This window comes from Sulfobacillus thermotolerans (genome assembly GCF_039623705.1).
Taxonomy (GTDB): Bacteria; Bacillota; Sulfobacillia; order Sulfobacillales; family Sulfobacillaceae; genus Sulfobacillus; species Sulfobacillus thermotolerans.
The window spans coordinates 1,144,630-1,158,673 of record NZ_CP133983.1 but is presented as its reverse complement, the minus strand read 5'-3'; the positions used below and the strand labels follow the sequence as shown (position 1 = coordinate 1,158,673).

Here is a 14,044-nt window from a genome sequence, read left to right as displayed (position 1 = left end):
TGTTTTTAACTATGGTAGCCAAAATGCTAAACGGTATGCACTGGTAAACGATCCCGTTGTTCGTCAGCAAGTGCTAACCAACTCCAAAACGACTTCAATACCTCATTTGACATCGCATTGATCGCGGGAAAATTTTGTCCGCCTGATGTGACGAAATTTTTTCCGAATGGGCCAAGCCGATTTGTCCCACACCCACACCCATTAGGGAGTGCATACGTCATCGATGCTCAACCATGCATAAACGACGTGATAACGTTAATAAAAGGCAATGGAAGATCCTATAGTAGTGACGAACTAGTGCAGTTAATTCGCCTTTTGGGTCTAACGGGGGAACTTTGATTGCAATGGCCCAAGTTCCCCATCATCAGGACCGTCAACAAGAAGGTACTTTTGCCATACTTAGCCCAGAATAACTGAATGGCTATCCATTGCACTCCCCCTCTTTTAGGCATTTTCCAACAATCCCGCCAAAAATCTTAAAAAATCCTCGATGGTTCGCTCTTTAATTTTCCAATGCCCCTTTACGATTACATCCGTTTCGGTACAATGCGAAGGTAAGGAGCGAGAATAATGCCAACGATTACGATTGGAACCACGACCATCCCCTATACTATTGAAGAACGGCCTCGTCGCCAACATCCCGCTATCCAGATTGATGCTTCTCGACAGGTGACTGTTTTGGTGCCTGTGGGGTTTGACCGGCAGCAAATTGAGCCACTTGTGAAGCACAAAGCGCGATGGCTCTTAAAGCATTGGACCGCCCCGCCAACACCACAGACCCTCCCCGCCAAAGAATTTGTCAGTGGCGAGGGCTTCTTACTGCGTGGATATACCTTGCGGCTTAAAGTGCAACGAAGGGACGCCAGTGAATCGCCCGTTGTTTTGGAAGGCCGGAACCTCATCGTCACCGTGTCTAAAGGCCAACAACCGTACCGTATCCGTGAGATCCTTGTTCAATGGTACATGGAGCAGGCATGGTCTCTTTTTCCGGAACGAATTGCGCATTATGCCCCCATCGTGGGCGCGGCGCCATCACGTCTCAAGATTGCGGAATACAAATCCCGCTGGGGCTTCTGTCGCGAGGACGGGTTAATTGCCCTAAACTGGCGCATTGTCCAGGCGCCTCTCTCCGTCATTGACTACGTCATTGTTCATGAACTTACACATCGGCGTTACCCCCATCATCGCCGGACATTTTGGGATGCGGTCCGGGTGATACTCCCGGATTTTGAGGTGCAGAAGCAATGGCTCCGGGATCACGGGGCGGAGTTGGGGTGGTAATATTAAATAGGAACCCGACCTAACAATGATAATAACGATTTTGATAGACCGTCGATTCCTTGTAGCCAAGCCCATCCCATATGCTGTAATGTAATTAATGAAAGTGTACGCCAGTTGTCAACTTCATTTCCAATGCGCATAGAAAGAAACGGTATCCATATTCTTCTCATGAGTTTCCCAAGATCGGTTTCGGTTCCAATATCGCAAACGATGATTATGGGTGGTTTTCTGATACCGATTCGCGTTGTAAGTGCTTGCCCGAGAATCGCGTTAATGTGAATATCGCAACCGCCATAGCCAATGAGCAACCAAACATCATCATTAAAAGCATGTTGCCGAAACAAGCTTAAATACGCTGAATACGGATAGGTAATGGTATTCGCAAGTTTGTTTCGACCTGTAATCATGACGGGCTCCAACTGCCAATCCTTGTTGGACGAATAACTCGCGCCTGACTTGTGTCTTAAATTTTCCGCTATGTCAATATCTTCCACCCATAACGGTTGTGTTGGATTACTTGGGAGAGACCGATTTAAAGCATAGGATGGAATAAAATGAATCGAGCCGTGTAAAGGTAGATACAGGGTCGTGTTATCTCCCGAAAATTCTATTGTAGGATCGAATTGATAGATACCTTGGTGGTAAGGGAGCCGGAACCCTGTCTCCAATGGAATTCCGCTAAAATCTAACATATTGTCATAATTTAAGGATGCGACCGTTAATTGAAAATACTGATTTAGGGTTCTTAACACAGTATTTATGGCGGACGTGGACATTTTCATTGGATTCGACGATTGGTAAATTAAACTTAATATGCGGGTTCGTGCTTCATGCGCAAGAAGCCTTAAAAAACCCCCGTTCAATGTTAGTTGTGGTATAGTTCCCCGTCTAAACGAGCGGCGTCGGAAGGATCGACTTATCAACCACAACGTTGGATAGAAATCGAAAGCCCCATTAGCAGTCCAATTAAGGGAGGCCAACAAATCAAGAAAATCAATGAGATCTTCGAAATTTGGGCTCTTCTTCTCTCTTTGGGACATTTTCATAAACGGCGCAAAAAACGGTTCGTTAATAATGGTACTTCCATCGCTAGGTGCAATCCATGTTAACAGATCATTCGTTATCTCTGCGGTTTGAGGCACGATAGAATATGATGAACCAGCTCCAAGGAGCACTAAAATGGCTTTCTTACTGTGGCTCATTATTTTTTCCCTCGTTTTTTTCTCATAGGGTATTGCAACCACAACTCAGGTAACCTCCGACTTTCCCCACTATGATTGGGATAAAAAACCGAATCAGCATCACCTTGTGCGCAAATAGTTGTGTTCCCTTATGATGGGTAGGATTGGTAAATATAGCAATATCGCTATGCCAGACGTACTCTTGCCAACTCCATCAACTGGCCTGTCAACCGATCTAATACGCTGGACTCCGTAACCCCGGCCACCCGCAATTGCCTCCGAATAAACCTCTGCATTTCCCGCTGCACATCCTCTTTGACTTGCCAATCAATCACACGGAGCCCTTGGAGTCCTTCCACAATCGATTCAGCCAATGCAGTCATGGTATCGGTCCGTTCTCCAGAAGCATCCAATGCCTCCACCAACAGGCTCCGAAACGCCGACACGGTAGGGGATAGGCCATCGGCTTGACTGCCTTGAACAATTTCCTGTGCCTCGGTCCGCATGGTTGCCATGGCTTGGAGTAGTTCTGCCAATGTAATCCGGAGTTGGCGGTATTGCTGAATCAACTCATCCAACCGTTGCCGCAGGGATGTCCAAGCGACCGGGTTTTCTTTTTGACGCACCCGAATCTCATGACGCAACGCATGTTCCATCTCATGCGCACGGGCTTCAGGACTGGGGAGCCCTTCTAAGATCTTTTGATGAAAGGCGGGGTCCAGAATGGATATCGGAGCTAAAAGGCTCGTTACGCCCGAAGACCGAATATGGTCCTCGATGAGATGGCGAACCTTCGCACCGACACCAGAAAGATCCAAGGTCTCTTGCCGATACCGATTCTTGGCCCCCATGCGAATTTTTCCGAGCCAGCGCATGTCATCGAGATAAGGTGCCGCCACCGGATCGGGCATCACCCGGTCTAAGTGCTTGGCAAATTGCAAAAAAGCGTTATCAAAATGAATCCGACGATCTTCCGGTTCTAAATAGCGCACCAACGCATCTAAATCATTCGGGTCAATGCCATCAAAAATCCGCATGATGGTCCGGTGGGCTCGTTCCAAGGCTGGAAGATCATCGGTTAACGGGTGCAGGATCTCTTGAACATCCTGCGCCTCGAAAATGCCTAACGCCTCATCCAACAAGCCACCAATGCCGTAATAATCCACCACCAGCCCATAGGTTTTACCGGGAGCGGGCCGATTCACCCGGGCAATGGCTTGGAGTAAGGTATGTTCGCGCAGTCCGTCATCCAAATACAGAACTTGTTCTACGGGGGCATCAAAGCCGGTGATGAGCTTATCGCACACGATGAGAATGGCCAACGGATCCACCGCTAATGGCTGCTTAAATCGATCAATGAGTCGTGCTTCTTGGTCTGGCGTCAGCTTATATTGCTTCATCCGCGCATCATCGTCATTCGTTACGGAAATAATCACGGCATTTTCTGGACCATTTAGGCGTCGAATGGTTTCGTGATAGAGCACGGCAGTCTCGCGATCAATCGCCACAATTTGGGCCTTATACCCATTGGGCTGGATATGGGTTTCATAATGCTGAATCAAATCTAGACATACCTGCTCAATCCGTTGCGGACTTCGAATAATGCTTTTCAGATTAGCGTAACGTTTCCTAATCGCTTCCCGTTCTTCATCGCGATAGTCGCGAAACACGCGGTCAAATAAGGTATCAAGCGAGTGTCCTTCCACCTGCACCTCCGGCAGACGAGATTCATAGAAGATCGGCACCGTCGCCCCATCCTCGACCGACTGCTTAATGGTATAGGTATCGATGTAAGAACCAAACGTCTGGGGCGTGCTTCGGTCCTTTTTATCAATGGGGGTACCCGTAAATCCCAGAAAACACGCATGTGGCAACGCGACCCGCATATTGTGCGCCAATCCGTGATATTGGGTCCGGTGAGCCTCATCGACCATCACAAAGAGATTGCTGTCTTCACTCAGGACGGGGTGCTTGGCCGTAGGGGAGGTTTTCGGGACTTGGAACTTTTGAATGGTGGTCATTAGCGTCTGCCCCGGCCCGCCATTCAGCAACCGATCCTGTAATTCCTGAATGCTCTCCACGCGCACGGGATTGGGGAATCCGCACCGTTGGAAGGTTCCCGCGATCTGCCGATCTAAATCTCGTCGATCCGTTACCACCAGAATAGTAGGGTTTTGCAAACCGGGAGTTCGTCGCAGTTTCAAGGCCGTATAGACCATGGTCAGAGACTTTCCCGACCCTTGGGTATGCCAGATCACACCGCCCCGTTGCTTGTTGTGCGGCACATGAATGATCCGATCCATGGCTTTAGACACCGCTCGCCATTGCTGATACCGAGCCACTTTTTTAATGACCGTGTGACCATCCGGTTCAAAAACGATGAAGTTTCGCGTCAGATCTAATAGGTGCGCTGGCGTCAAAGCACCCGCTAGCAAAGTATCTTGGGGCAACGCATCCGCGCCCAAGTCGTCTGCCGTCCAAGGATAAGGATCTTTCCACTCCGCCCAATGACGCGCCGGTGCCTGAATGGGGGCCAGCCGGGCACCTTGTCCCCAAATGGCCACGCACAATTGATTCGTCCAGAAGAGTTGGGGAGCCACCCGTTGATAGCGTTCCAATTGATCCGTCGCCTCTTGGAGGGGATGAGAGACTAAGGCAGGATTTTTGGCTTCAATCACCACCAAGGGAAGCCCGTTGACGAAGAGCACGAGGTCAGCGCGAATCTTCTCCCTGCCATGCACCCAAAACTGATCAACCACAACAAAGTCATTATTCAAAGGATCATCCCAATCAATGAGCCTTACCGTCTGATGACGACGTCCCTGTCCGAGATCTTGTTCGAGGCTAAAATACGTAGTCAAATCTTGATGCACTTGCGCATTGGCTTCCAAGAGGCTGGTGGCATTGACTTGGGTGACCCGGCGCGTGGCTTGAACAGCATTGTCCGTGGAGATCCATGGGTTAAGACGTTTGATGGCGTTAAAGAGACGTTGAGGCAAGATGGGATACGCCAAAGAATCCCGCTCTTGGTCGATGGTGGGACCGGGAATGTGTGCCCAACCGAGTGCGACCAGCCGGTGCAGGGCGGGGGATTCTGAAAGTTGGGATTCAGACCAATGGTTAGACATGGGTTACTCCTTGTACGGCAGGCTGCGTTATTAAAAACTTTGAAAGGAGCGTCGTCTTTAAAGAGGTAATTTTATCTTTCTCTGCACTGTAGGATGCTTTAAGTTGCTGAATTGAATTCACAAAACCTATAATTTTAGTCTGTTCTAGTATAGGAGGAACCGGAACTAATATTTCCATTAGATTAGATGCGCTAATATTGGCTTGGCTAACCCCAGGAGTAATTATTTTCCGGATTTGTTGTTGACCTTTTTCAGAGTTCAGAAACAACGTAAGAAAATGTCCAACTACAACCTTACTATTTGGTTTGAGCCGAATTAGATAAGAGGCAAACGTTAGGGGAAGGATTAGATTAGCATCGTAACAAGCAGATTTTCCGACCAAATCAAGGCTGTTTGTGCGATTAAATAAGACGTCGCCGTCATCCAAGATATACTCTGGGGTTACGTCAGTTTGAGACAAAAATTTGACATCCGATATGTCAAGGACACCATGTCGGATGTTATTCATTCGTAGAACTGGTATACCACTACCAGGGTCGGATGCCATTAAAGGTAGAGACAGTCCGTACTGTGCTTTAAGAAGAATAGACCTAAGTGGCAGTATAGACCAACGTGTTGGAACTCTACCCACGCCAGGATGCGTACAATGTTCAGACTGTTCAAGTCCACGAGAAAGCAGATATTCTATAATTTGGCCCTCTAGTTGGACTAAGGTGTCTAATGACGATCTTAGCGAGTCAATCACCGCATCCACACTCCCCAAAATCTCCGCAATGCGCCGTTGCACGGGGAGTGGAGGGAGAGGGATAGTTTTTTCGATTAACCATGATTTATCTACGTGTGGAATTGCTCCTCCCACTCGGTTCATTTGTAGTTCTGGTTGGATATACTCAAGAAAATAAAATAAGTACTCAGGTAACAAGTTTCTGGAAATCGGACGTATTCTTAGTAGTGTCGATCCTACTGCGCCATATCGATTCTTGAATACTTTTCCACTTCCCGACCCATCAACTATCATAAGGATGTCGTCCGGAAAACAAATCGGGACTGTTTCGTCGTCAGTGAACAAAGTCTGGGATTCATCTATTAGAATATATGGAACTGACTTGTGCGGCCCTTTGCCATATATGGAACGTGGTTTTTTTCCCTTGGTAACTGTTATCATCTCGCCTAATCGAGCAAGTTCAATCAATGTATCCCAACTCCTTCAGATATCCATACATCTTCGCTTCCAATTCATCCCGTTCTACTTCCAGTTGTCGTAATTCCCGGATCAGTACGCTAATGTCTACTTCTTCCTGCTCTTCAGAGGTGTCCACATAACGCGAGATGTTGAGGTTGTATTCATTTTGCCGAATCTCCTCCAGTGACACCACACGCCCATACTTCTCCACGTCCTGATATGCGGCATATGCATCCACAATCTTCGCGATGTCCTCGGGTCGCAAGCTATTTTGGTTTTTCCCCGGTTGGAAGTCACGCGACGCCTCAATAAACAACACGCGGTGACGATGGCTCTCGGGTTTGGACTTCCGGATGATCAGGATGGCCGCCGGAATGCCGGTCCCATAGAAAAGGTTTGGGGGTAGCCCGATCACGGCATCAATCAAATCGTCTTCCAAGAGACCCTGCCGAATGTGCTGCTCGCTATTCCCCCGAAACAAGATCCCGTGGGGCATCACAACCCCAAGCCGTCCGGTGACGTTTAAGGTCGCCACCATATGTTGCACGAAGGCCAAATCGCCATAACTCTTTGGCGGCAGGCCATATTTAAAACGTCCATATGGGTCATGCTCGGCCTCTTCTCGGCCCCAGCCTTTCAAGCTAAACGGGGGATTGGCTATGACTCGGTCAAACAACATCAACTCGCCATGGTCCACCAGTTTAGGATCGCGGATGGTATCGCCTTTTACAATCTGGGCATCCACCAAGCCGTGGAGGAGCATGTTCATCTTGCAAATGCTCCACGTGTTGAGATTCTTTTCTTGTCCGTAGAGACTCACATTCTTGGCATTGCCACCGTGGGCCTCAATGTAGTGGACCGACTCAATCAGCATCCCGCCCGAACCCACGGTCGGGTCACAAATGCGCATGCCTTCTTCAGGTTGGAGCAGGGCGACTAGCAGTTGCACGACACCCCAGGCGTTGCACGACCCGCCCGAGGCGTGGGTAGATTCATATTGCACGCCACCTTTCGGGAAGATCCTTATTGCCTAGTTGCACGCGACTGAAGTGTTCCAAGAGGCGCAGGAGCACGTTGGGCAATGAGATGAATTCATATGCACAATACACCTTCGAGTCGGCGGTTTTGTTCTTCCAAGGCTTCAAAGGCTTTGTTAATCGCTTCCCCGACATTGACCGCGACAGTGCGCAAATGACTCCATCGAGCCCGTTCCGGCACGAAAAACTGATATTCCACGGGCTCATCGGGATCGGCACCGGGAATGTGTTGCAAGTCTTTCCGTTCTTCCTCGAAAACGTCATTAAGCCGTTTCAGGAATAATAAGCCAAAGATATAATTCTTGTAGTCCGCTGAGTCAATACTCCCTCGCAGGATGTTGGCGGATTCCCAAAGGTGCGATTCGAGTTCTTGAAGCGTCAGAGGCATAGATATTCGGAACCCCTTCCATTCGACAAAACATTCGATGATATTGAGAATTATACTGGATTACGAAGGAATTAGGGAGAGGTCGTACCACAGTGAAGGTGACTTCGGAGGGCAGCATCCACAACGCTGACTTAACGTGCTCGGGAAGGTTGCGACTAACGCGGACATAGCAGCTTTAATAACGTCGCAGTCAAGGTATAAGGCCTGTCCGGGTCGTCTTTATATGTGACCGCCAGAGGGCATATTACGTCAGGTTGGTCATCGGTATCTGACGCCGACCAACCGCACACAAGGATCGCTCTCAATAAATCGTATCATAGTGAATAATTATGCCATAAGAAACGGGGCCGTGGGTCTAGTTGGTATGCTTTGGTAAAAACCTTATGTTTTGCTTGATCAGTGCGAGTTCCTTAGTAGTCTTTAAGCAAGGATAACACCTCTTCATCTAGATCGTGTCATCACGGATAAACCCTGTTCCCCCTCCCACTTGAGCAGACGCTATTTCCTTTGCAATCTCCTCATCTCTCCTAATTTAAGACCCCGCAACCAATTCAAGTCATTAACACGATGGTATATTCTCCGCGTGTCCCGCTGGCGCATTTACGACCTCATCGCACAAAACGTCATCCCAGCCGTGCGTCTGGGCCGTCAAATACGCATCCCCCGTGACAAGCTGTGGGAACTAATCCAAGCACAACGTCAGGCCATATAATGCCATGATTCCCCTCCCGTTCCTAATCTCTATTCGATATCTACATGATGAGCAGGAGATAATTAATCTCCTGCTCACTCTTGAAATCATTACTACACAACAATATCATGATGGCTGTGTGCCAAATGTGTGCCTTTCCGAAAAACACACAGGAGGAAAAATATGGCTGGACAAATCATCTCCCGAGGGGACCGGACCTGGCTGATCCGGATCTTTATTGGCCGTGACCCGAAGACGGGAAAACGGAAGTATCTCAACAAGACGGTTCATGGAACAAAAAAAGAGGCGCAACAGGAACTTAATGCCTTGTTGCGTGATCAAGATACGGGTACCTTGGTAACAACGCAACGGATCACACTCAATGAATATCTCGATCAATGGCTGGAAGCGGCGGCAAAGCCACGGCTCCGCCCACAAACGTCTGAGGATTATAAGGCTATCTTGAATCGGTACGTCCGCCAACCACTAGGATACCGAAGATTATCGACTATACAGCCATTGGACTTGCAAAAGCTATATTCAGAGATGCTGGAGCGCGGGTTATCCCCACGAACGATCCGGTACACCCATGTCATTCTCTCATCCGCGCTGAAGCAGGCGGTCCGCTGGCAGATGCTTAGTCAGAATCCAGCGGACAAGGTCTCGGTGCCTAAACAGCAACGACGCGAGATGCACGCACTGAATCCAGAAGAAACGAAACGCTTTCTCAGCGCCGCAGAATCCTCTCGCTGGTTGACGTTGTTCCAATTCGCCCTCGTAACGGGGATGCGACCGGAAGAATATTTTGGTCTACGCTGGGAGGACATCGACTGGCACAACGGCAGAGTACAAGTGAAAAGAGTGCTGGTGCGGCCCAAAGGTGGTGGCTGGCGATTTGACGAACCCAAGACGAAGAAAGGCCGTAGCATACCAATTCCTCAAACCCTCGTCGCATCGCTCAAAACGCTGAAGGTGGAACAAGCTAAGCAGCGCCTAAGTCTTGGGGAAAGGTGGAAGGACCACGGGTTGGTGTTTACCGCAGAAAACGGGGAACCGATTCATCATTCAAATTTCACGGCGCGCCACTTCAAGCCGATCCTGAAGGCGGCTGGATTAGCCGAGAATATTCGGCTCTACGACCTCCGCCATACCTGTGCCACATTGCTACTAGTGGCAGGCGAAAATCCCAAGGTGGTCAGTGAACGATTGGGACATGCGAGTATTACTACATGCGAGTATTACTCTCACACTGGACACGAGTTGCTGGCTTCCTCCATCTATCCACAAAGCGCTCGTGCCGTTGGGTGCGGGATAGAGTTTGCCCCCAATCCCTAGCAAGGCATGGCCAGCACTGACTCCCACGCGCCACACGCCTGCTCCAGATGGTTCCGGCACGTCTTCCCACGCAAGAGGCGTTGGGGAATCCGTGGTAATATGAATCCCTGTGGCATGGATCGTCATGGCCAACTCGGGGGTCACAAGATAAAATTGACCATTTTGCTCCACTAACCCACCAGGCTGCGCGCTCACCATCATCCAACTAGACGTTTGCACTTGGTGCGAAGCGGGGACTTTTGCCACATAGATTTGCAGCACGGCAAACATCAGCAATAGAAAAACGGAAATGGGACGTTTCATAGGGATATTCCTCCTTGGCGCCTTCCTCCATATCCCTATGCCCGTCCCATTGTTTTATGCGAAGGGATTTATTGTTGCGCCTTCAAGGCTTTAATCTCCTCCGTCAGGCGGGGTACGACTTCAAAGAGATCCCCTACAATACCATAGTTGGCCACTTTAAAAATGGGAGCTTCCGGATCGTTATTGACCGCTACAATATACTTCGACCCCGAAATTCCTGCTAAATGCTGAATCGCCCCCGAAATGCCAATAGCAAAATAGACGGTAGGGCTCACGACCTTGCCCGTTTGGCCGATGTGATACGAATGCGGAACCCAGCCTTCATCGGCCACCGGCCGCGACGATCCCACCGCAGCTCCCAGCGCTGCGGCAAGGGCATCTAACAACTGAAAATTTTCTGGGGCTTTCATACCACGCCCGCCGGATACGATAATGTCCGCTTCCGTCAATTCTATGGTGCCCGTTTGCGCCTCCTTGCGCTCCACCACAACGGCTTGAAATGTCGCAGGGTCAACAGATGGAGCAATGTCCAATATCTCTGGGGTCACCTGGTGCACTTCAGCGGCATTGATGTTCGGACGCAATGAAAACATTTGCACAGGTGTGTTGATGACCACCTCAGCTAACGCCTTGCCCGCATAAACAGGACGAATAGCCTTCACTCGCCCCGATGCCTCCGCCTCTAAATGGAGGCAGTCGGTGGCCAATCCGGCTCCAAGAACTTCGGATAGGCGAGCGGACAAGTCTTTGCCCCACGCATTCGCTGGAAAGAGGATCACGTCCGCGTCAAACTGCGGAAAGCTTTGCGCAATCGCTGCCGAAAATCCATCCGAACTGTATTGTGTGTACGATTCCCAAAACACCGCCCGATCGGCTCCATATTCGGCTAATTTGGGAAGAGTCTTTGCCGCATCTGTACCGAACGTCAAGGCCGTTACGGGTCCTTTTCCCAAAGACCGCGCGACCGTCAACATCTCTAAGACAACATGGCGGATATCGCCCGCATTTTGATCAAAAATTACCAACACGCCATTAGCCATCCTAAATCCCTCCTACTTCTGCATTTCCCTATAAAACTTTTGCCTGGTTGTGCAGCAGGCGTACCAATTCCTTCGCCGTTTCGGCAGGATCCCCACTGAGAATGGTGGGCTCTGGCCGTGTTGGTGGTTCAAATAACCGGTTAACCGTCACCCACGGTTGGGCCGGTAACGACAACGACTCTAAAGTGACCCGCCGCACTTCTTTCTTCTTGGCCTTCATAATATTGGGCAACGTCGGATAGCGCGGCTCGTTTAAACCCCGTTGAGCTGTCACAACGGCGGGATAGGGCAATTCCACAATCTCGCTCGCGCCTTCTAATTCGCGTTCCGCTCGCAGCCGTTTCGACGCTTCATCGACTTCTAGGTGAATCACCACCGTCACTTGTGGTAAGCCCAATCCCGCCGCAATCATAGGCCCAACCTGAGCGGAATCATCGTCAACCGCTTGTTTGCCCGTAATAATCAAATCAAATCCCTCTTGTTGGCAAATGGCGGCCAAGGCATGAGCCGCTGTCGCGGGTTCCACTGAGCCCTCAGTCGTAACAATGACAGCCCGGTCCGCTCCCATCGCCAGCGACTGGCGCACAGCCTCTTCCACGCGTGATGGTCCCAAAGCCAGAACCACCACTTCACCCCCATGCTTTTCTTTTATACGCAAGGCTTCTTCAATCGCAAATTCATCATAAGGATTAATAACCCATTTAATCCCTTCTTCGTGAATGCCTTGTCCGTCCGCACGAATTTGAATCTTCGTCGCGGTATCGGGCACCTGCTTCACGGTGACTAAAATTTTCATCGCTATCTCTCCCTTGCTCTTGAGTATCAGGTAAAGAGCGCCTCTTCCAGAGCCATCACTATAGTATCAATCAACAAAGATTCTTGACTAGGGAAAATTGTGCGCAGATCAAAAATTACCGAACCATGACTAATGCGTGCAATCACCGGCATCCGGGCGTATCTTAGGCGTTGTTCGAAACGCGGTACCACGCTGCCGTCTTGCGGCGTCACCCGGACAACAACCGAGGGAATATGGGTCCCAGGCATAGACCCTCCTCCAATTTGGGAAAAATCGGGAGCGGTATCAATGTCCACAGGGCCGCTTACGCGCTGGCGAAGCACCTGCGCCACGGCCGTGGCACGTTGCTGAAGGGTATCCACCGTTTGGGTCATCATGTGCCACAGTGGCAACTCTACAGCGCGCCCTTCCAAATACCACCGAATGGTCCCCTCTAAAGCGCTCAACGTCATTTTATCGACCCGAACGGCCCGAGCCAACGGATATTTTTTCAGCCGGTCAATAATCGCCGCCTTCCCCACAATAATGCCGGCCTGCGGTCCCCCAAGCAGCTTATCGCCCGAAAAGGTGACGATATCAACTCCAGCGCCCACAACCTCTTTGACGCTAGGCTCGACCACATCCTCCAGCCGCAGCGGATCAATCACGCCACTTCCTAGATCTTCCATCACCACAATCCCATATTCACGACCAATGCGAACAAGATCAGCCGTGGATAACCCTTGGGTAAATCCAATCACACGAAAATTTGACTGATGGACCTTAAGCAGCATGCCCGTGTTGGTGTTAATCGCGCCAATATAATCGCGCGCATGCGTCTTATTCGTCGCCCCCACTTCGCGCAAAATCGCACCCGACAAGGCCATCACCTCGGGAATGCGAAAAGAACCGCCAATTTCCACCAATTCTCCCCGGGACACCACCACTTCTTGGCCCCGAGCCAATGCCGACAACGCCATCAAAACGGCAGCCGCATTATTATTGACCACCATCGCGGCCTCGCCGCCTACCAGGTCCGCCAAAACCCCTGCCACATGATCATGGCGCGAGCCCCGGCGCCCGGCTTCCACTTCATATTCCAAGGTCGAATATTGGGTCGCAACGTCCTTTACCATCTCCATAATCTCAACCGGTAACGGAGAACGCCCTAAATTCGTATGGATAAGGACCCCTGTAGCATTAATCACCGGTTTGAGGTGCGGAATGGCCCACTCTTCGGCCTTATGCAAAATGTTTTGAACAATTATGGGCACGGGCGGCGGCAACTGTCCTTGTACCGCCTCTTGTCGTAACTCGTCCAGTACCACGTCCATCGCCCGCCGGACCCAATAACGGGACACAGGCAAAGGGTTTGGCATGGCTTGCCATATTTTTTGCGCTGCAGGAATTTGTCTGCGAATATCTGGGTCTTGCATATTGTCCGGCCACACTCCTACGCAAGGCCGCCACAAGGCGGCCTTGTCTTTGCGGTTTTAATGCATCTTCTGGTGCTCTGGGGAGACTGGAGGAACCGGCGAAGTGATCATACCCAGTGACGAATCTATCACTAGGTAGCCTTGAGACTCGAATAGGTCGTCAGCATTCATGTCATAGAGAAACACGGCCTCATTACGCACCTTACCGGGTTTGCGTTGAGATGCGAACTCCATTCATAACGCCTCCTCTCCTCTATTCAGCAGGG

General features: G+C 50.2%; 12 protein-coding genes. 3 read left to right on the top strand and 9 right to left on the bottom strand.

The genetic code is table 11. From position 1 onward, the window contains the following. Window positions 1-570 precede the first annotated feature (570 nt). Window positions 571-1,281 (top strand): M48 family metallopeptidase, encoded by a 711-nt coding sequence (locus tag ORD20_RS05900; protein ID WP_103376566.1) that lies wholly within the window; start codon window positions 571-573, stop codon window positions 1,279-1,281. 2 nt (window positions 1,282-1,283) lie between these two features. Here ORD20_RS05900 and ORD20_RS05895 read toward each other — a convergent pair whose 3' ends face one another. The 5 genes from ORD20_RS05895 to ORD20_RS05875 form a co-directional block, all read right to left on the bottom strand. Then, entirely contained in the window at window positions 1,284-2,525 is a 1,242-nt protein-coding gene (locus tag ORD20_RS05895; RefSeq protein ID WP_146039103.1) for a hypothetical protein, read from the bottom strand. Between the two features lie 122 nt (window positions 2,526-2,647). Further along, complete coding sequence (locus tag ORD20_RS05890) at window positions 2,648-5,590, bottom strand: type I restriction endonuclease subunit R (RefSeq protein WP_103376568.1); 2,943 nt, start codon at window positions 5,588-5,590, stop codon at window positions 2,648-2,650. Further along, the gene (locus tag ORD20_RS05885) at window positions 5,583-6,782 is read right to left on the bottom strand and encodes a restriction endonuclease subunit S (RefSeq protein ID WP_103376569.1); all 1,200 of its coding nucleotides are present in this window, start codon (window positions 6,780-6,782) and stop codon (window positions 5,583-5,585) included. Before ORD20_RS05885 ends, ORD20_RS05890 begins: the two co-directional genes overlap by 8 nt. Further along, window positions 6,775-7,776, bottom strand: coding sequence for an N-6 DNA methylase (locus ORD20_RS05880; RefSeq protein ID WP_430626600.1), 1,002 nt, complete (start codon window positions 7,774-7,776; stop codon window positions 6,775-6,777). The genes ORD20_RS05885 and ORD20_RS05880 overlap by 8 nt, the downstream gene beginning before the upstream one ends. 89 nt (window positions 7,777-7,865) lie before the next feature. Further along, window positions 7,866-8,198, bottom strand: a complete 333-nt coding sequence (locus tag ORD20_RS05875) for a type I restriction-modification system subunit M N-terminal domain-containing protein (protein WP_430626599.1) — start codon at window positions 8,196-8,198, stop codon at window positions 7,866-7,868. A 583-nt stretch (window positions 8,199-8,781) separates the two neighbouring features. Here ORD20_RS05875 and ORD20_RS05870 point away from each other — a divergent pair. Both ORD20_RS05870 and ORD20_RS05865 read left to right on the top strand, forming a co-directional pair. Beyond that, window positions 8,782-8,910 carry an excisionase family DNA-binding protein gene (locus ORD20_RS05870; protein ID WP_430626598.1) on the top strand — a complete coding sequence of 43 codons (129 nt, stop codon included), beginning with the start codon at window positions 8,782-8,784 and terminating at the stop codon, window positions 8,908-8,910. Window positions 8,911-9,072: 162 nt separating this feature from the next. Then, complete coding sequence (locus tag ORD20_RS05865; RefSeq protein ID WP_430626597.1) at window positions 9,073-10,224, top strand: tyrosine-type recombinase/integrase; 1,152 nt, start codon at window positions 9,073-9,075, stop codon at window positions 10,222-10,224. A 371-nt stretch (window positions 10,225-10,595) separates the two neighbouring features. Here ORD20_RS05865 and ORD20_RS05860 read toward each other — a convergent pair whose 3' ends face one another. The 4 genes from ORD20_RS05860 to ORD20_RS05845 are packed head-to-tail and all read right to left on the bottom strand — an operon-like array spanning window position 10,596 to window position 14,012. Continuing rightward, window positions 10,596-11,567, bottom strand: coding sequence for an electron transfer flavoprotein subunit alpha/FixB family protein (locus ORD20_RS05860; RefSeq protein WP_103376575.1), 972 nt, complete (start codon window positions 11,565-11,567; stop codon window positions 10,596-10,598). A gap of 28 nt (window positions 11,568-11,595) precedes the next feature. Next, on the bottom strand, window positions 11,596-12,363 hold the full coding sequence (locus ORD20_RS05855) for an electron transfer flavoprotein subunit beta/FixA family protein (RefSeq protein WP_103376576.1): 768 nt from the start codon (window positions 12,361-12,363) through the stop codon (window positions 11,596-11,598). A 26-nt stretch (window positions 12,364-12,389) separates the two neighbouring features. Beyond that, window positions 12,390-13,778, bottom strand: coding sequence for an L-seryl-tRNA(Sec) selenium transferase (selA, locus tag ORD20_RS05850; protein WP_103376577.1), 1,389 nt, complete (start codon window positions 13,776-13,778; stop codon window positions 12,390-12,392). A 57-nt stretch (window positions 13,779-13,835) separates the two neighbouring features. Next, entirely contained in the window at window positions 13,836-14,012 is a 177-nt protein-coding gene (locus ORD20_RS05845) for a hypothetical protein (RefSeq protein ID WP_173677119.1), read from the bottom strand. Between the last annotated feature and the right edge of the window lie 32 nt (window positions 14,013-14,044).